Consider the following 17888-nt stretch of genomic DNA (forward strand, 5'->3'; position numbering starts at 1 on the left):
TCCCGCCCGGTCACTACGGGCAGTTCGTCGGCAACTTCTCCGGAGTCGACCTGGCCCGCCGCGTCATGGGCGTGCCCTGGATGAACCGCGACGGCATCCGCGAGTGCATTCCTCCCGCCTACACCCGGCACATCGGCACAGCCGCGCTCACCCAACTCGCCTCGGCCCGTCTGGGGGTGGCGGCGTGAACGCGCGTGTGCTGCCGCTGCGGCGGCCGAACGGCCTGCGGGTCCTGGACGTCTGTTGCGGGGCCGGGGGCCTGTCCATGGGCTACTACCTCGCCGGGTTCGACGTCGTCGGCGTCGACATCCGCCCGCAGCCCAACTACCCCTTTCCCTTCGTCCAGGCCAGCGGCTTGGACTACACCGCCGCCCACGGCCACACCTTCGACCTGGTCCACGGCTCCTGGCCCTGCGAGCGCTACGCCACCGTCACCCGCTGGCGCGGCAACCCCGAAAACCACCCCGACCTGATCGGCCCCGGACGCCAGGCCATGCAGGCCACCGGCCGGCCGTGGGTTATCGAGAACGTCCCCGAGACAGCAACCGCGGGCATCCTGCGCCCGGACTACCGCCTGTGCGGAACCCAGTTCGGGCTGAACATCCGCCGCCACCGCGTCTTCGAGACCTCGTGGAGCGGGGGCGGGGACCTGGTCGCGCCGTGCTGGCACCGCAAGGGCCTGCTCGCCTTCGAGCACAAGGGCGAGCGCGCCTACGCAGACGCCATGGGCTGCACCTGGATGACCAGCCTCGAAGCCCGCAAAGCCGTACCCCCCGCCTACACCCAGTGGATCGCCCAGCAGTTCCTCACCCTCGAAGGGAGGACCGCCGCATGAACAACACTCTGCTGTGCGCCGCCCTGGCGGCCGCGGAAAAGGGTTGGCACGTCTTCCCCTTGCGCCCCGAGGCCAAGCTCCCGGCACTACACGGCGAGCGGACATGCACCCGCACGGGCCCGTGCGGGGACGGGCACCGGAAGTGGGAGCAACGGGCCACGACCGACCCGGACCGTATCCGGGCCGCGTGGTCGCGGGCGCCGTTCAACGTCGGTATCGCCACCGGTCCTTCCGGGCTGCTGGTCATCGACCTGGACACGCCCGAGCATAAGGGCAGTTCGGACGCGCCTGACGGCGCGGCAACCTTCGGAGCGCTCTGCGAGCGCGCCGGGCACGCCGTCCCCGACACCCATCGAGTGCGGACCGCGAGCGGTGGAACCCACCTGTACTTCACCACCCCGCCCGGCACCCGCATGACCAACACCCAAGGCACCGTGGCCGATTCGGTCGACACCCGCGCGTGGGGCGGATACGTCGTCGCCGCCGGCAGCATCACCCCCGCAGGGACGTACGAACCGCTGTGCGGCCCTGTGGCGGCCCCTCTGCCGTCGTGGCTGCAATGCGTCCTGCAACCGACTCCCAAGCACTCTCGGGCCCCCTCGGTGGCTGTATTGGGGCAATCCCGTCGATACGCGGATGTAGCGCTTGCGGACGAGGTGCGGAACGTGGCTGCGGCTCAAGTCGGTGAGCGGGAGGCGAAGTTGTTCCGCGCCGCACGCGCGTTGGGGCGGTTCGTCGCGTGGGGCGACCTCCCCCGGCACGTGGTCGAGCAGGCTCTTCAGGCAGGGGGCGAGGCGGCCGGACTGTCCGCGTTCGAGTGCCGCTCCACCCTGCGCAGCGCGCTTGACTGGTCCATCGCCCACAACCAGACTCGCCGGGCGACGGCATGAGCACCCGCCCGCACACCCCTCTGAAGAGCATCACCACCACCCCGGACGGCCCGCACACCGCTCCACAGCCTGTGGACCGTCCGGCCGTGGGCGAACCGAAGGCCGTCGCCCGACAGGGCGTCCTTTCAGTCCCTTCCCGCTCGATCCGCTTCCCGACGAGCGGGGGCAGCGGCGACGGCGACGATCCGACGCCGGACCGGCCCGGTATCCGCATCTACGCACCACCGGTCTACCGCCACCACTACGACGGAGCCCGCTGGTCCAGGCGGCACGGCGACGACACCCCGTACGCCGCGTACGCCTGCGCGTGCGGTGAAGCCGTCACCGCGACCGGGGCCGCCGACGTGGCCGCTCTCGTCACGGAGTACGCCGCGCACAAGCACTTCTGCACCGGAACACCCGCCGCACTCGCCGAAGGGAGGGCCGCCGCATGACCGACACCATCAACGGGGCCGCGCTGCTCGATGAGGTGGAAGCCTTCCACCGACGCTTCAACGTCTTCCCCACCGAGGCCGCGTACGTCGCCGTCACGCTGTGGGACGCACACGCCCACCTGCTCGACTGCTTCGACTCCACCCCGCGGCTCGCGTTCCTATCCCCGGAACCGGGCTCGGGAAAGTCCCGAGCACTGGACGTGGTAGAAACCCTCGTGCCGCGTTCCATGGCCGCCGCCGACGCGTCCGCCGCCGCACTGTTCCGGTCCGTGTCCGGTATCGACGGCGGTCGGCCCACCATCCTGTTCGACGAGATCGACACCATCTTCGGCCCCAAGGCCGGAGACAACGAGCAGCTACGCGGCTTCATCAACGCAGGCCACGCACGCGGACGGGTCATGTACCGGTGCGTCGGGGACGGCTCCAACCAGCAGGTACAGGGCTTCCCCTCGTACTGCGCCGTCGCCGTCGCCGGACTCGGCTCCCTGCCCGACACGATCCTCACCCGCTCCGTCATCATCCGCATGCGACGCCGGGCCAGGAACGAGAAAGCGGAGCCCTTCCGCTCCCGCATCCACGTCCGCGAGGGCAACCAGATCCGCGACCGCCTCGCCAAATGGGCCGAGTCGGTCGAGAAGCGGGTCGCCGGCGCCTTCCCCGCGCTCCCGGACGGGGTCACCGACCGGCCGGCCGACGTCTGGGAACCCCTGCTCGCCGTCGCCGATGCCGCCGGGGGCGACTGGCCGGTCCGGGCCCGCGAAGCCTGCGTGACCCTGGTCAACGCCTCACGCGCCAACGACAAAGGCAGCATCGGCATCCGTCTCCTGACGGACCTGCGCGACCACGTCCTCATCGGCATCGACCGCCTGCCCACCGTCGCCATCCTCGACCGCCTCAACGCGCTCGACGATGCCCCATGGGCCGACCTCAACGGCAAGCCGCTCGACAACCGGCGCCTGTCCCGGATGCTCAGCGACTACGTCACCGCCGAGGGGGACCCGGTCGTCTCCCGCAACATCCGCACGGCCGGCGGAATCCTCAAAGGATTCTTCGCCAAAGACCTCGAAGACGCGTGGGCCCGCTACTGCCCTCCGCCAGGGTCCGCTACATCCGCTACGCCGCTACATCCCAGCTCAGAGCCCCTAACTCTGTAGCGGCAACCACAGACGTAGCGGCTACGGCCACCCGCCCCGAAATCGCCGTAGCCGCTACATCCGACCCGTCCGCTACAAAAATCATGCCGCTGACCTGCGATGTAGCGGTGTAGCGGATGTAGCGGACTTCCGAGAGGGACCCCGAACCGACAGAGGAGAAACCTCCCGATGAGCAGCACCCGCCTGGCAACCGATCAACTGCTCTACACCCCCGAAGCCGCCGCCGAGGTTCTGTCCTTCGGCCGCTCCACCGTCTACGAGCTGATGGCCGAAGGGCTCCTCAAGTACGTGAAGCGAGGACGCTCACGCCGAATTCGGCGCAGCGACCTGGAGGCGTTCGTCAACAGCCTCGAACCGTCGCCCAACTGACCCTGCCTGACAGCCCGAAGCGAGGCGGCCCCGGACTTGGTCCGGGGCCGCCTCGCGCATGGAGGAGTGCATGAGCCCCCGCAGACAGAACATGGAATCGTCCATCTACCTGGGTGGCGACGGCTGGTGGCACGGTCGCGTGACCATGGGCGTCAAGGACGACGGCAGCCCGGACCGCCGCCACCGTCGCGGCAAGACCGAGGCCGAAGTACGGCGCAAGGTCAAGGAATTGGAGAGGCTTCGCGACAAGGGTCGTGCCCCGAAGGCCGGCCGCGCGCCCACGGTGGCCGCGTGGATGGAGAACTACCTGACCAACATCGCGAGCCTCAAGCTCCGCCCGCGCTCCCTCGACGACTACTGGTCCAAGACCCGCAACGACATCATCCCCAGCGTCGGCCAACACCGCCTCGACAAGCTCGCCCCCGAGCACCTGGAACGGATGTACCGCGCGATGCTCGACGCCGGGCACGCCCCCTCGCACGTGCTGAAAGTCCACCGCATCCTGTCCCGGGCACTGAAGATTGCCCACCGCCGCCGAATCATCGCCGAGAACGTCGCCACCCTCGTGGACCCGCCCACCGTCGACGAGACCGAGGCCAACCCGTTCACGATCGAAGAAGCGCAAGCCTTCCTCCGCGCTGCGGCCGAACGTCCCACCTCGATGCGCTGGATCGTCGGCGTCGGAATGGGATTCCGGCAGGGGGAAGCCCTCGGCCTTCGGTGGCCGTACGTCGACCTGGAAGGAGAGATGTTCCACCCTCAGTGGCAGTTGCAGCGGCTCACCTGGCGCCACGGCTGCAAGACCCCGGGCCCGTGCGGTGAACGGCTCCACCGATTCGAACCCTGCCCGCCGGACTGCACCACGCACAGGGGATACAAGCGCGGATGCCCCTCGCCGTGCCCGAAGACGTGCACCCGGCACGCGAGTGCCTGTCCCGAGCGAAAGGACGGCGGGCTTGTCTTCACCCGCCCCAAGACGAAGAAGAGCCGCAATTCCGTGCCGATCCCACCGCCGTTCATCCCGTACCTGATCGAGCACAAGGCCCGGCAGGAAGCCTTCCGAGAAGCCGCAGGCGACGGCTGGGAGGACCACGGCGCCGTATTCACCCGCCCCGACGGCCGGCCGCTCGACCCGCGAGCCGACTGGGAGGAATTCAAGGAGCTGCTCGCCGAGGCCGGTATCGACGACCGCCGCCTCTACGACGGAAGCCGCCACACGGCCGGCACGATCCTGAACGAGCTGGGCGTGGACATGGTCACCATCATGGAGATCCTCCGGCACACCCAGATCAGTCAGACCCGGCGGTACGTGAAGGGGCGCTCCCACCTCTCGAAGGACGCCATGCGCCGTATGGGAGACACCTTCATGCCTCCAGCGCAGCCCAGCGTGGAACTCACAACTGAGACCGCCAGCACCCGAGAAGCACGCGCGCAGAGGCGTCGCCGCGTTCGCTAAACAGGGCGGGCCCTTTCAGGCGTTTGCCAGAATGGGCCCGCCTGCGTGCGAACTGGGCTCGATTGGCCTAGCGCCGCTGGCAGGTTGGGCATGGCGACCTCCAAGGTGACATCAGGAGCCTAGGACCTGAGGGAGCCGCAATGGACCGCAGCATCCAACCCAACGAGTCTACGGACAGCTCGAACAAGGATGTTCAAATTGGGGTTGACAGCTATCTCGGGAGGCGTTTGGTTTCTTTCGACGGACAGAATATCGGAAAGGTTGATTTCGTCTTCACAGGCTCCGGCTCTGAGTCTGAAGTGCCTAACGTCGCGGCCGTGGCCAAATACACGCGCGACCCTAGGAAGCTTCCTCTTTGGAAACTAGTACCCATTCGTGATGCCCGCATTCGATCCGATGGCACCATCGTGGTTCCCTACGGCAGAAGCTTGATCACCTCAGGCCCCGAATTGACAAGTGCCCCAACAGACCTAAGCGCCGAAGTGGCAGGCAAGATCGAGGATCACTACTCTCGTGCCCACTACGCCGTTGACCTAAAAGGCTCGCTTCCCCGGAAGCCGCTGCCCGCCTCTGGAGCACTCGAATCTGCGCCTGACACGGATAGAGGAGTAGAGAATGAAGTAGATCCACTCATCCTGTCTCCAATCGCGGGAGATGAGGCGTTCCGGCATTCATCGGAAGTCGCATATTGGTCCCAAGCGGCGCAGATTATTGGCATCGGGGTTCAGCTGAGCGGCCATCACAATGTACTCAAGGAATGGGACGATGACGCGCGCACTCTATTGATTCCCCGACTCGAACCCATTAAGCACGGCGACCCATGGCCGCAAGCTAAAATCGCCCTCGAAAAGCTAGGGTTGCTGGAAGCATTCCACTCATTCCATGAGTATCCCTCGACCCACGGACCGGAGCTATCTACAGTGCAATCTAAGCTCTGGGAGGAGTCCTACCTGAATCAGTATGGTATTTCGTCTGAGGCTGCAACAGCCCTGCTATATTCTGGCCTCTTCTCGCCCAGCGAGCTGGTGAGAATCTCCTCGGCTTCACAACTTTCGTGGCTTGTAGAAGACCTTGAGGGAGCGGCACGAAAGTACCTAATCCAAGGCTGCCGAAGCAATTCTCATACCGTCCAAATGATCTCCGCCAACGCATTGGGGAAACATGCCGAAGATCACCATGCAGTGCAGAGTCTAACTACCCCACAGCCGTACCGCGGACCCGTAGACCCAGCACACACGAGCACAATTGTCCACGGAACCTGGGCCGCTAATGGAGTTTGGTGGCGACCGGAAGGCGACTTCTTTCAATTCATCAAGGAGCAGGTCAGTCCCGACCTTTACGACGGACAGGGATATTTTCGGTGGAGTGCAAAATGGAAGAAGAAGGATCGCCGACGGGCCGGATTCGAACTCGAGAAATGGTTGGCCACCAATGCAGTTCCCCATCCGGAAACCGGAGCCAGGGAGTTTGATACTGTATTCGCACATAGCCATGGAGCCAATGTATCCCTCTCAGCAGGTCTGGTCGGCGCAAAGATCACATTCCTGATCTTTTTGCATCCTGCAATCGATCGCCGCACCCCGCGGGAGATGCAGCTAATTCTTAGCAACGTTTCAGGAGTACTCGCTCTCTTTCCTCATTTCGACCTTACGGTGCTGGCCGATCGAAGTCTGCGCGGCTTTCCGACCCACGACGATAAAGTGGTGCAAAAGAAGATTCCCGGATGGTTCAAGCATGACGCACTATTGGATCCGTACACATGGCTTCAAAACGGATTGATCAATGAAGTGAACTACTACAGAGATCAGGCGCGTGCTCGAAGGCGGGATCTCCAGATCTAGCCACGCCCGCAGTTAGGGCAGACCGAAAGCCCGCTCCTGGGTCGCGCATACGCAGATCAGTCAGACACGGCGGTACGTGAAGGAGCGCTCCACCTCTCGAAGGAGGCATGCGCCGGAAGACACCTTCCTGCCCTCGCCGCAGGCCCCCACTGAGACCACAACTGAGACCCTCGACACCCGCGCGGGCCGCGCCGCACGTCGCCGCCGCATCCGCTGAACGCAAAAGCCCAGCTCAGACCATGTCTGAGCTGGGCTTGCAAGGGAGCCCCCTGTCGGATTCGAACCGACGACCTACGCATTACAAGTGCGTTGCTCTGGCCATCTGAGCTAAGGAGGCCTGACGCGCGCCCGGGGCGTGCGTGCCCGTGCAGTGTACCCACGTCGCCGTGCGGGGCTGTCGAGAGTTTCCGCGAACTTCATCGGCGTCCGGGTGCTGACAGAACACATGAACGCCAGGTAGCGTCCTGACCCAGTTCACTCGTATGGACTACACCACTATGGGCGTTTCCGTAGTGGATCACCACCTTTACAACGGATCGTCCGGCACGTTCCTGCCGGTGAAGGGGGCCCCTCACCATGGCCACTGTCTCGTTCAACAAGGCGACCCGCATCTACCCGGGTGGCGACAAGCCCGCCGTCGACCAGCTCGAGCTCGACGTCGCGGACGGCGAGTTCCTCGTCCTCGTCGGTCCCTCCGGCTGCGGAAAGTCCACCTCCCTGCGCATGCTCGCGGGTCTCGAGGACGTCAACGGCGGCTCGATCCACATCGGCGACCGCGACGTCACGCACCTGCCGCCCAAGGACCGGGACATCGCGATGGTGTTCCAGAACTACGCGCTCTACCCGCACATGACCGTCGCCGACAACATGGGCTTCGCGCTCAAGATCGCCGGCGTCAACAAGGCCGAGATCCGCCAGAAGGTCGAGGACGCGGCGAAGATCCTCGACCTCACCGAGTACCTCGGCCGCAAGCCGAAGGCCCTCTCCGGCGGTCAGCGTCAGCGTGTCGCCATGGGCCGCGCCATCGTGCGCGAGCCCCAGGTCTTCCTCATGGACGAGCCGCTGTCGAACCTCGACGCCAAGCTCCGCGTCTCCACCCGTACGCAGATCGCCTCGCTCCAGCGCCGCCTCGGCATCACCACGGTGTACGTCACCCACGACCAGGTCGAGGCCATGACCATGGGTGACCGCGTGGCCGTGCTCAAGGACGGTCTGCTCCAGCAGGTCGACTCGCCGCGCAACATGTACGACCGCCCGGTCAACCTCTTCGTCGCCGGCTTCATCGGCTCCCCGGCCATGAACCTGGTCGAGGTCCCGATCACCGACGGCGGCGTGAAGTTCGGCAACAGCGTCGTCCCGGTCAGTCGCGAGGCCCTCCAGGCCGCCGCCGACAAGGGCGACCGCACGGTCACCGTCGGCGTGCGACCCGAGCACTTCGACGTCCTCGAGCACAACGGCGAGGCCGCCAAGTCGCTCTCCAAGGACACCGAGGACGCCCCGGCCGGTCTCGCCGTCTCCGTGAACGTCGTCGAGGAGCTCGGCGCCGACGGCTACGTCTACGGCTCCGCCAAGGTCGGCGACGACCACAAGGACCTCGTCGTCCGCGTCAGCGGCCGCGCCGTACCGGACAAGGGCGCCACGCTGCACGTCGTGCCGCGTCCGGGCGAGATCCACGTGTTCTCCACCTCGACGGGCGAGCGCCTGTCCGACTGACGTCCGCGTCAGCCTGACATAAGCACTCACCCCCGTAAGGGTTGAATTCACCCAAGTTGACGAAGAGGGCCCCGCAGCCGACCGCGGGGCCCTCTTCGTTGTCGACAAATACCCCGGCAGACCGGGCATTTCGACCGCCGTACGGTAGCCGTCCGTCAACCCGCTACCCGGAAAAGCCAACTTCCCCGTCCCCCGAACCGGTGACTAAATGTCGCCAAATCATCACCCCGCGCTACCCTCACTCGCGTGAAGCACTCCACCACTAACCAGCGGCCCCGGCGTGGCCGTGGCCCCGCCCGTCAGATCGGCCGGACCCTCGCCCTCGTTCTGCCTGTCGTCCTGGTGCTCTCCGGGACTCTCGCGGTCACCCAAGTCAACTGGTCGGGGAATCCCTCGAGCTCGGTGCTCACCGCGTCCTCCGAGGAGGTCTCGACGCGAGCCGTCTCCCGCACCCCGCATGACGTCCTGCGCGACAAACTGCTCCTGGAACTCCAGGAGAAGGACCCGGGCGTGGCCCTCACCCACCTCCAGCAGGCGGTGAACGGCCGTCCGTCGCTCGCGAAGCACTGCGTCTCCATCGCCCGCGCCCTCGGCCGCGCCGCGGTCCGCGCGTACGGGCCGACGCGCGCCCAGTCCTTCTCCCGGCCCGTGTGCGACACGGCGTTCGCCTCGGGGGTCGCGGCCGGACATCTCTAGCACCCGCTCGTCGGCACACACCGGCCTGCACGCACCAGTCGGCACACACCGGCCGGCACACACCGGTTCGGGCCCGTCCGGTAACAGCCTGTTAAGGAACGGTTGCCGCGGGAAAGCGCGTGCGGGGCGCCACGTAGAGTTCGAACATGACCGATCCGAACGCCGCGTCGCGCCCCGTGCAAGCCGTCGTCCTGGCCGGCGGCCAGGGTTCCCGGCTGCGTCCCTACACCGACGACCGGCCCAAGCCGATGGTCGAGATTCCCGGCACCGGGACACCGATCATCGGCCACCAGCTCACCTGGCTCGCCGAGGAGGGCGTGACCGACGTCGTCGTCTCCTGCGGTCACCTCGCCGACGTCCTCCAGAAGTGGCTGGACTCGGCCGACCTCCCGCTCAACGTCACGACGGTCGTCGAGACCGAGCCCCTCGGCCGCGGCGGCGGCCTCAAGTACGCCGCCGCGCATCTGCCGCACCCCGACCTGCCCTGGTACGCGACGAACGGTGACATCTGGACCCGTTTCTCGCTGCGCGACATGGCGGACTTCCACGCCGAGCGCGACGCCGTCGCCACCCTCGCGCTGGCCCGTCCGCGCATCCCGTGGGGCGCCGTCAAGACGGACGGCTTCGGTCACATCACCGACTTCATCGAGGCGCCGCCCTCCACGTTCGAGATCAACGCGGGCGTCTACGTGTTCTCGCCCGAGTTCACCGACATGCTCCCCGAGCGCGGCGACCACGAGCGCACCACCTTCCCGCGCCTGGCCCGCGAGCGCCGGCTGTCGGGCTTCCCGATCCCGCAGGGCGCCTACTGGCGCGCCATCGACACCGCCAAGGACCTCACGGAGGCGGCGAAGGAACTCGCGGCCCTGGGCCGCTAGAAACCGCCCGCCCGCACGGTTCCACGAGACGCGGACCGGCCCCCCTCACACGGTCCCGCTAGACGCGGACCGGCCCCACACGGTCCTGCGAGACCGTCCAGGGCACGCGACAGGACGACAGCACAGCGGCACGACGGCAGGGCCCCGCACATCCGAGTGCGGGGCCCTGCCGTCGTCGCGCCCGGCCGTACGGGCGTCGCGGGGTCGGTGGGACGTCAGCCCAGCAGGCCGCCCACCAGACCCGGCTGGCCCGTGGACGAGCTCCCGCCGGTGGAGGTGCCGCTCCCGGTGCCCGTGCCGCCGGTGCTGCCGGTGCCGCCACTGCCGCCGGTCGCCGTGCCGCCGCTGCTGGACGGACCGGCGCTGGTGCTCGGGGCCCTGTCGACCGGCGAGGACTGCTCGGGCGGGGCCTGGCCGCCGCCCTGGGTCTGGCTGGGCTGCTGCCCGGTGCCGGTCGGGTCGGTCTGCTGGGTGGCGCCCGGAGTGCCGGCCGTGTGCGACGGGGTCGCGGAGCTGCTCCGGGTCGGCGGCTCGGAGGCCGAGGGGGTGGCCTTCCGATGCCGTTCGCCGGGCGTCTCGGGGAGCGGGGAGCCGGGCAGTTCGTTGCGCGGGGCCTCGCCGGGACCGGGAACCACGATCCGGCTGGAGTCGCGGACGGCGCCGCCGAGGAGCGAACCGATGAGCAGGGTCAGTCCGACGACGACGGCCGTGAGCAGCGCGCCCCGCCGCAGCACACGGGCGCGCAGGTCCCAGATGTCGGCGCGCGGACCGAGCGTCCGCCAAGCCTCGCTGGAGAGCCGTCCGTCGGCGGAGTAGACCGGGGCGCCCGCGATGATCAGCGGGGACCAGGCGGCGAGGTAGATGATGTCCGGCGTGTCGTACACGGGCACCGTCTTCCAGCTCACGGTGACGATGAGCGCCGCCGACAGCATCGCGCCGACCGCGGCCGCCACCCGCTGCCACAGCCCGAGGACGGTCAGGACACCGACGATGACCTGGAAGAAGGCGACGACGAGTCCGGAGCCGATGGGGTGGTGGAGCGCGAACTGCCGCAGCGGCTCGGCGACTTCCCACGGATGCAGCGTATTGAGCCACTTCACCATGGAGCCGCGCTTGCCGCCGTCGAAGTAGACGGGGTCGCAGAGCTTGCCCATGCCGGCGTAGACGGAGATGAATCCGAGGAAGACGCGCAGCGGGAGCAGCACGACGCCGAGATTCATCCGGCGCCCGGGGTGATAGGCGTGCCGGACCGTGTCGGAACCGCGCCGCCTGCCAGGGGTCTCGCGCTGCGTCTCCTCGAAGCGGTCGTCGTCCCCGAAGCCCTCGTCCCCGAAGTCGCCGTCCGTGTAGGCGTGTTCGCCGTACGGCGGTCCGCTGTAACGCGGTTCGTCGTAGGCGCTGCCCGCGCTGCGCATCTGGGGAAGCAGCCGTTGCTCATCGTCAAGGGGGGAGCGCTGGCTGCCGACGAGGGGCGTCTCGACCGTGTCGACGGTCAGATCGCCCGCGTAGCCCGGCTGTTCGCCGATGCGCGGGATGACCTGCGTCGAACCGGCGTCGGGCGTAGGCCCGGTGAAGCCGTGGGGCACGCCCGCGCTCCGTACGGCCTGGAGCAGGCGGTGGGCGCCGGTGTCGTCGGGCGCGGACTTCCCGCTCCAGACGACGGGCGCACGGCGGCGGGCCCCGCCGGCCTGACCGGCCCCGCCCGCTCGGCCCGGCGCGCCGGCTCCGGGAGAGCCCAAGTGCCGCGCGATGCGCGGGGACTGGCCCCGTGACGCACCCGCCAACTGGACGCGGAAGCTCGCATGGTTGACGATGACCTGCGCCGGATCGCTCGGCACCTTCACCATGCTCAGCGCGGGAACGTCGTCGAATCCCGACGAGCGGTCCCCCGTGGGTGTGCGGGGTGTTCTGGTGTCCACACTCATCTAACCGAGTGACGTGTGGTTAGGACACTGCCTTGACCACGCGGAACTGTCCGGACCGCGTCAAGATCGTTCAGAACACCCCGATCACCCCACGAGGGTGACCACCCGGACGTCCGTTCAGGCGCGGCGGCGCGCCGCCTCGTACAGCACAACTCCCGCCGCCACACCGGCGTTCAGCGACTCCGCGCCACCGGGCATCGGAATCCGCACCCGGAAGTCGCAGGTCTCGCCGACGAGCCGGGACAGGCCCTTGCCCTCACTGCCGACGACGATGACGACGGGGCCGCCCAGCGCCTCCAGTTCACCGACCTCGACCTCGCCGTCGGCGGCCAGGCCGACCACCACGAGGCCGGCCTTCTTGTACGTCTCGAGGGCGCGCGTCAGGTTGGACGCGCGCGCGACGGGCGTACGGGCGGCGGCACCGGCCGACGTCTTCCAGGCACCGGCGGTCATGCCGGCCGCGCGGCGCTCGGGCACGACCACGCCGTGGCCGCCGAAGGCGGAGGTGGACCGGACGACCGCGCCGAGGTTGCGGGGGTCGGTCACCCCGTCGAGGGCGACGATCAGCGGGTCCTGGCCCTCGTCGTACGCGGCGGCGGCGAGGTCCTCGGGGTGCGCGTACTCGTACGGCGGGACCTGCAGGACGAGACCCTGGTGGTTGAGCCCGTTGGTCATGCGGTCGAGCTCGGGGCGCGGTGCCTCCATCAGGTGGATGCCGCCGCGCTCGGCGACGAGCTGGAGCGCCTCGCGGACCCGCTCGTCGTTGTCGATGAACTGCTGCACGTACAGCGTCGTCGCGGGCACGCCCTCGCGCAGCGCCTCGACGACGGAGTTGCGCCCGACGACCATCTCGGACGTGCCCTTGCCGCCGCGGCCCCGCGGGGCGGGCTTGCGGACGATCTGCTTCGCCTTGGCGTTGGCGACGCGGTTCTTCTTGTGTCCCTTGCGCGCTTCGGCGGGCGGGGTCGGCCCCTTGCCTTCCAGGCCCCGGCGTCGCTGGCCGCCACTGCCGACCTGCGCGCCCTTCTTGCCGGACATGCGGCGGTTGTTAGCAGCCATGACCTACCTGTCTGTGTGAGACGTGCGTGCGTACGTATATGAAGTGTGCCGCCCGGAGGTCCGGGCGGCACAATCGATCAAGGCCGACCGTGGTCGGCCGGGGTCGCCGGAGCGGGCCGTCAGCGCGGTCCGAGCGTCCAGCGCGGCCCCTGCGGGCTGTCCTCGATGACCAGGCCGGACTGGTTGAGCCGGTCGCGGATGGCGTCCGCGGCGGCCCAGTCCTTGCGGGCGCGGGCGCCCTCGCGCTGGTCGAGGACCAGATGGACGAGGGTGTCGACGACGCCGTGCAGATCGTCGCCGCGGTCTCCGTCCTCGGCCCACTGCGGGTCGAGGGGGTCGAGCCCGAGGACGCCGAGCATGGCCCGTACCTCGGCGAGGCGCGCCACGGCGGCTTCCTTGTCGTCGGCGGCCAGGGCGGAGTTCCCCTGGCGGACCGTCGTGTGCACGATGGCCAGCGCCTGGGGGACGCCCAGGTCGTCGTCCATCGCCTCGGCGAACGCGGGCGGCACCTCGGCGGCCGGCTCGACGACGCCTCCCGCCTTTTCGACGACCCGCTGCACGAAACCCTCGATGCGCGCGAACGCCGACTCGGCGTCACGCAGGGCGCCTTCGCTGTACTCGATCATCGAGCGGTAGTGCGGGGTGCCGAGGTAGTAGCGCAGCACGATGGGACGCCACACCTTGGTCATCGTGGACACGAGGACCGAGTTCCCTAGGGACTTGGACATCTTCTCGCCGCTCAGGGTGACCCAGGCGTTGTGCACCCAGTACTTCGCGAACTCGTCCCCGAAGGCCTTGGCCTGCGCGATCTCGTTCTCGTGGTGCGGGAAGATCAGGTCGATCCCGCCGCCGTGGATGTCGAAGGCGCTGCCCAGGTACTTGTGGGCCATGGCCGAGCACTCCAGGTGCCAGCCCGGACGGCCGCGGCCCCAGGGCGTCTCCCAGCTCGGCTCGCCCGGCTTCACGGACTTCCACATGGCGAAGTCACGCGGGTCGCGCTTGCCGGTCTCGCCCTCGCCCGACGGCTGGAGCAGGTTGTCGAGCTCCTGGTTGGAGAGCTCGAGATACCCGTCGTACGAGCGCACGTCGAAGTAGACGTTCCCGTCGGCCTCGTAGGCGTGACCGCGCTCGATGAGACCGCGCATCATCTCGATCATCTCGGGGACATGACCGGTGGCACGGGGCTCGTACGTGGGCGGCAGGCAGCCGAGCACGTCGTAACCGTCGTTGAAGGCACGCTCGTTCTCGTAGCCGATGGACCACCAGGGGCGGCCCTGGGCGGCCGACTTGGCGATGATCTTGTCGTCGATGTCCGTGACGTTCCTGATGAACGTCACGTCATAGCCGCGGTACGCGAACCAGCGGCGCATGATGTCGAAGTTGAGGCCCGAGCGGATGTGCCCGATGTGCGGTGCGGCCTGTACGGTCGCGCCACAGAGGTAGATCGAGACGCAACCCGGCACGAGCGGGGTGAAGTCACGGATCTGCCGGGCGCTGGTGTCGTACAGGCGAATAGTCACCACTCCAGGGTAGTGGGCCCCGGGCAGTGCCCCGCGCCCCTTCCCACAGCGTTGCCACGTATTCGTGACAAACGGGGGAGCCAGGGGCTGTACGGGGGAGCGTCGGGGGACCGCCGGCCGGTCCCGGCGCCCCCGGACGCGTACTCCGGACCGCCGGAGAGCCGGTTCTGCGGACCGCCGGACCGCCGGGCGACCGGTGCTCCCGACGGCCCGGACAGCCGGTGCTCCCGACCACCCGGACGGCCGATGCTCTCGGTCCGCCCGGACGGCCGGTGCTCTCGGTCCGTTCAGTCCGCTCGTACGACCAGTGCCGTGGCGACCGCCATCAGGCCCTCGTCGCGCCCCGGGAAGCCGAGGCCGTCCGTCGTGGCGCCCGACACCGAGACCGGCGCCCCCACCGCTTCGGACAGGATCTTCTGGGCCTCGTCCCGCCGCTTGCCGATCTTCGGGCGGGGGCCGACGACCTGGACCGCGACGTTCCCGACGACGAAGCCGGCCTCGCGGACGATCCGCGCCGCCTCCGTCAGCAGCACGACCCCCGGCGCCCCGGACCACTCCGGGCGCCCGGTGCCGAAGTGGGCCCCGAGGTCACCGAGGCCCGCCGCCGAGAAGAGCGCGTTGCACGCGGCGTGCGCGACGACGTCGGCGTCGGAGTGCCCGGCGAGCCCGGGCCCCTCCCCCTCCCACTTCAGGCCCGCACACCACAGCTCCCGCCCTTCCTCGAAGGCGTGGATGTCGGTGCCGATCCCGACCAGCGGGAGCACCGGGCCCTGGACCGGGGTGCGACCCGGCCCCTGAACGGCCGTCCGCTCCGAGGTCCCGGCGGAGCCCGTCCCTTCCGGTGTCTCAGAACCCATCGTTGAGCCTCCGCCGCGCGAGAACCGCCTCCGCCAGCACCAGATCCAGCGGGCGCGTCACCTTGAACGCCTCCTCGTGGCCCGGCACCACCACGACCTGCACGCCCAACTGCTCGACCATGCTCGCGTCGTCGGTCACGTCGTCGGTGACGGTCTCGTGGGCCCGCAGAAGCGTCGCGCGGTCGAAGCCCTGGGGTGTCTGCACGGCACGCAGCCGAGCCCGCTCCGGGGTGGCGACGACCGGCTCGGTCTCCCCGACGACGGCCGCGGGCTCGACCTCCTTGACGGTGTCGGCGAGCGGCAGCGCCGGCACGACGGCGGGAGCGCCGTCCCGTACGGCCTCGATGACGGCGTCCACCGTGTCGACGGGGACGAGCGGCCGGGCCGCGTCGTGCACCAGGACGATGTCGACCCCGGGCGGCAGCACGTCGAGGCCGTACTTCACGGACTCCTGGCGGCTGTCACCGCCCGGGACGACGACGAAGTCGGTGCGCTCGGGCAGCGCGTGCGCGTCGAGCAGCGTCTTGACCTCGGCCGTGCCGTCCGGCGGAGCCACGACGACGACCAGTGAGACGGCACGCGAGGCGGCCATCGCGCGGACCGCGTGGATGAGCATGGGCGTGCCGTTCAGCGCGCGGAGCGCCTTGGGGGCGCCCGGACCGAGGCGCACACCTCGTCCGGCGGCCGGGATCACGGCGGCGGTACGGGCCTCCGGCGGCGAAGGGAGCGAAACGTCAGACATCGGTTCCTGTCAGGTTTGTGTGCTCGACCGGGATGGGTATGGCCTGGGGGTACCCCCTGCTCGGGGAGCTGGGGGAACACCGGGCGCGACGCCTTGACCGGACCCTTCCGTGACATCCGGTCAAGGCGACTGCCCGGTTCGGCATCCCAAGTATCGGATACGCCGGTATACCGCGGGAAAGCCGATACCGGGTGAACGCCCGGTTTACCGAATGGGTGCGGGTACGAACATGCCGCAGCGCCCGGCGACAGCAATACGGCAATTGCGTCATCGGGCACCGCGGCATTTTCATTGCGCTTCTGCGCAGGCTTGGGCGTACGTCAAGACGGCTCGCGTCTCGGCGACTGAGCCGGCGTCAGGACGCGAGAACCTCGTCGAGCAGGGCCTCGGCCTTGTCCTCGTTGGTGTTCTCCGCGAGGGCGAGCTCGCTCACCAGAATCTGGCGCGCCTTGGCGAGCATGCGCTTCTCACCGGCGGAGAGTCCGCGCTCGCGCTCACGACGCCACAGGTCACGCACGACTTCCGCGACCTTGATGACATCGCCGGAGGCGAGCTTCTCCAGATTTGCCTTGTAGCGACGCGACCAGTTCGTGGGCTCCTCGGCGTACGGCGCGCGCAGCACCTCGAAGACCCGGTCCAGCCCGTCCTGACCGACCACATCACGTACGCCGACGAACTCCGCATTGTCCGCTGGCACACGTACCGTCAGGTCACCCTGGGCGACCTTCAGCACCAAGTAGGTCTTGTCCACGCCTTTGATCTGGCGAGTTTCGATGGCCTCGATCAGCGCGGCCCCGTGATGGGGATAGACCACGGTGTCGCCAACCTTGAACGTCATGTGACAGGTACCCCTTCCGTGGCTATCCAGAGTAACACGAAAACGGCGTCTTCTGAATGGCGTTTTCGCAGGTCAGGGCATATCTCGGGGCTTGACAACCGCAACAGGAACGTGCTGCGAGGGGCGAGCGGAAGAGGGTATTCGCAGGTGGGAGCGGCTGTCCAGGCGGAGTGAAACGCGTACGTTACACACACCCGGAGCCCGTCGCCAGGGTCCGAACATCCCGTTTTGTCCTGCTCCAAGAGCGCGAGTTCCGCTACTCCGTTCGACGGGCGGAGCCGAGTACGAGACGAATCCGGAATTGATCAAGGCGGTGGGTGATCACGTACTCGACGGCTCCCGATCGCACCGTGATCCTTTTCCCGGAGAGCCGGGCATTCATTCCACGAAATGCGCAAGCGTAAGTCTGCGGAACTTATGTGAATGGCGGACCGGCGTACGACAAAGCGGTGAGCGCACACCGGCGCACGGCGTGTCGGGCGGCGGCCCGGGGGCGCACACCGGTCGCACAGAAACCACCCCCACACCCCATCCACCCCACCCGGACCCCGCCCCACCCACGACCCGCCCCCGCTCCCGAGCACCCGCAGCCGGCAGCCGGCGGAAGGGGCCGTGCCGGTACATCGATGCCCGTCGCCACCGACGCCCACCCCTCACCCAACGGCGACGGGCTGATGCACC

The 17888-nt window shown here is 68.5% G+C and carries 16 protein-coding genes, 1 tRNA gene and 1 pseudogene; 11 read left to right on the top strand and 7 right to left on the bottom strand.

All coding sequences use genetic code 11. The features are described from left to right. The 8 genes and pseudogenes from ACWEBX_RS31650 to ACWEBX_RS31685 form a co-directional block, all read left to right on the top strand. Positions 1-188 (top strand): annotated as a pseudogene (locus tag ACWEBX_RS31650) (SAM-dependent methyltransferase); the annotation flags it as partial. Beyond that, the gene (locus ACWEBX_RS31655; RefSeq protein ID WP_451888212.1) at positions 185-835 is read left to right on the top strand and encodes a class I SAM-dependent methyltransferase; all 651 of its coding nucleotides are present in this window, start codon (positions 185-187) and stop codon (positions 833-835) included. The pseudogene ACWEBX_RS31650 and the gene ACWEBX_RS31655, both read left to right, overlap by 4 nt. Beyond that, a complete protein-coding gene (locus tag ACWEBX_RS31660; protein WP_451888213.1) occupies positions 832-1725 on the top strand; it encodes a bifunctional DNA primase/polymerase in 894 nt (297 codons plus the stop codon). The genes ACWEBX_RS31655 and ACWEBX_RS31660 overlap by 4 nt, the downstream gene beginning before the upstream one ends. After that, a complete protein-coding gene (locus ACWEBX_RS31665) occupies positions 1722-2159 on the top strand; it encodes a hypothetical protein (protein ID WP_451888214.1) in 438 nt (145 codons plus the stop codon). The genes ACWEBX_RS31660 and ACWEBX_RS31665 overlap by 4 nt, the downstream gene beginning before the upstream one ends. Beyond that, complete coding sequence (locus ACWEBX_RS31670; RefSeq protein ID WP_451888215.1) at positions 2156-3313, top strand: DUF3631 domain-containing protein; 1158 nt, start codon at positions 2156-2158, stop codon at positions 3311-3313. Before ACWEBX_RS31665 ends, ACWEBX_RS31670 begins: the two co-directional genes overlap by 4 nt. A 168-nt stretch (positions 3314-3481) precedes the next feature. Then, positions 3482-3682: a helix-turn-helix domain-containing protein gene (locus ACWEBX_RS31675; RefSeq protein ID WP_365734053.1), complete on the top strand. Its 201-nt coding sequence runs from the start codon at positions 3482-3484 to the stop codon at positions 3680-3682. Between the two features lie 70 nt (positions 3683-3752). Continuing rightward, entirely contained in the window at positions 3753-5138 is a 1386-nt protein-coding gene (locus tag ACWEBX_RS31680) for a tyrosine-type recombinase/integrase (protein ID WP_451888216.1), read from the top strand. Between the two features lie 140 nt (positions 5139-5278). Further along, positions 5279-6979 carry a hypothetical protein gene (locus tag ACWEBX_RS31685; protein WP_451888217.1) on the top strand — a complete coding sequence of 567 codons (1701 nt, stop codon included), beginning with the start codon at positions 5279-5281 and terminating at the stop codon, positions 6977-6979. A gap of 263 nt (positions 6980-7242) precedes the next feature. On the opposite strand, the gene ACWEBX_RS31690 is transcribed toward ACWEBX_RS31685, so the two are convergent. Continuing rightward, a tRNA-Thr gene (locus tag ACWEBX_RS31690) sits at positions 7243-7316 on the bottom strand. A gap of 239 nt (positions 7317-7555) precedes the next feature. Between ACWEBX_RS31690 and ACWEBX_RS31695 the strand changes: the two genes are divergently transcribed. The 3 genes from ACWEBX_RS31695 (at position 7556) to ACWEBX_RS31705 (ending at position 10266) form a co-directional block, all read left to right on the top strand. Then, a complete protein-coding gene (locus ACWEBX_RS31695) occupies positions 7556-8692 on the top strand; it encodes an ABC transporter ATP-binding protein (RefSeq protein WP_451888218.1) in 1137 nt (378 codons plus the stop codon). 246 nt (positions 8693-8938) lie between these two features. Beyond that, positions 8939-9388, top strand: coding sequence for a hypothetical protein (locus ACWEBX_RS31700; protein ID WP_451888219.1), 450 nt, complete (start codon positions 8939-8941; stop codon positions 9386-9388). 146 nt (positions 9389-9534) lie between these two features. Next, positions 9535-10266, top strand: a complete 732-nt coding sequence (locus ACWEBX_RS31705) for a nucleotidyltransferase family protein (protein ID WP_261702030.1) — start codon at positions 9535-9537, stop codon at positions 10264-10266. Between the two features lie 215 nt (positions 10267-10481). Here the strand turns inward: ACWEBX_RS31705 and ACWEBX_RS31710 are convergent, their stop codons facing one another. The 6 genes from ACWEBX_RS31710 to ACWEBX_RS31735 all read right to left on the bottom strand — a co-directional run bounded on the left by ACWEBX_RS31710 (position 10482) and on the right by ACWEBX_RS31735 (position 17207). Continuing rightward, positions 10482-12191: a DoxX family membrane protein gene (locus ACWEBX_RS31710; protein WP_451888220.1), complete on the bottom strand. Its 1710-nt coding sequence runs from the start codon at positions 12189-12191 to the stop codon at positions 10482-10484. 117 nt (positions 12192-12308) lie between these two features. After that, positions 12309-13250 (bottom strand): 23S rRNA (guanosine(2251)-2'-O)-methyltransferase RlmB, encoded by a 942-nt coding sequence (gene rlmB, locus ACWEBX_RS31715; protein ID WP_451888221.1) that lies wholly within the window; start codon positions 13248-13250, stop codon positions 12309-12311. Positions 13251-13369: 119 nt separating this feature from the next. Further along, positions 13370-14770, bottom strand: coding sequence for a cysteine--tRNA ligase (gene cysS, locus ACWEBX_RS31720; RefSeq protein ID WP_451888222.1), 1401 nt, complete (start codon positions 14768-14770; stop codon positions 13370-13372). Positions 14771-15057: 287 nt separating this feature from the next. Then, complete coding sequence (gene ispF / locus ACWEBX_RS31725; protein WP_451888223.1) at positions 15058-15627, bottom strand: 2-C-methyl-D-erythritol 2,4-cyclodiphosphate synthase; 570 nt, start codon at positions 15625-15627, stop codon at positions 15058-15060. After that, a complete protein-coding gene (gene ispD, locus ACWEBX_RS31730; RefSeq protein WP_451888224.1) occupies positions 15617-16369 on the bottom strand; it encodes a 2-C-methyl-D-erythritol 4-phosphate cytidylyltransferase in 753 nt (250 codons plus the stop codon). The genes ispF and ispD overlap by 11 nt, the downstream gene beginning before the upstream one ends. A 355-nt stretch (positions 16370-16724) precedes the next feature. Beyond that, positions 16725-17207, bottom strand: a complete 483-nt coding sequence (locus ACWEBX_RS31735) for a CarD family transcriptional regulator (protein ID WP_003953493.1) — start codon at positions 17205-17207, stop codon at positions 16725-16727. Positions 17208-17888 lie beyond the last annotated feature (681 nt).

The organism is Streptomyces sp. NPDC005070 (assembly GCF_053600395.1).

Coding starts and splice junctions, on each gene's coding strand:
- ACWEBX_RS31665 (WP_451888214.1), top strand. CDS start 1,722: ATGAGCACCCGCCCGCACACCCCTCTGAAGAGCATCACCACCACCCCG.
- ACWEBX_RS31675 (WP_365734053.1), top strand. CDS start 3,482: ATGAGCAGCACCCGCCTGGCAACCGATCAACTGCTCTACACCCCCGAA.
- ispD (WP_451888224.1), bottom strand. CDS start 16,369: ATGTCTGACGTTTCGCTCCCTTCGCCGCCGGAGGCCCGTACCGCCGCC.
- ACWEBX_RS31695 (WP_451888218.1), top strand. CDS start 7,556: ATGGCCACTGTCTCGTTCAACAAGGCGACCCGCATCTACCCGGGTGGC.
- ACWEBX_RS31705 (WP_261702030.1), top strand. CDS start 9,535: ATGACCGATCCGAACGCCGCGTCGCGCCCCGTGCAAGCCGTCGTCCTG.
- rlmB (WP_451888221.1), bottom strand. CDS start 13,250: ATGGCTGCTAACAACCGCCGCATGTCCGGCAAGAAGGGCGCGCAGGTC.
- ACWEBX_RS31735 (WP_003953493.1), bottom strand. CDS start 17,207: ATGACGTTCAAGGTTGGCGACACCGTGGTCTATCCCCATCACGGGGCC.
- ACWEBX_RS31660 (WP_451888213.1), top strand. CDS start 832: ATGAACAACACTCTGCTGTGCGCCGCCCTGGCGGCCGCGGAAAAGGGT.
- ACWEBX_RS31710 (WP_451888220.1), bottom strand. CDS start 12,191: ATGAGTGTGGACACCAGAACACCCCGCACACCCACGGGGGACCGCTCG.
- ACWEBX_RS31680 (WP_451888216.1), top strand. CDS start 3,753: ATGAGCCCCCGCAGACAGAACATGGAATCGTCCATCTACCTGGGTGGC.
- ACWEBX_RS31685 (WP_451888217.1), top strand. CDS start 5,279: ATGGACCGCAGCATCCAACCCAACGAGTCTACGGACAGCTCGAACAAG.
- ACWEBX_RS31670 (WP_451888215.1), top strand. CDS start 2,156: ATGACCGACACCATCAACGGGGCCGCGCTGCTCGATGAGGTGGAAGCC.
- ispF (WP_451888223.1), bottom strand. CDS start 15,627: ATGGGTTCTGAGACACCGGAAGGGACGGGCTCCGCCGGGACCTCGGAG.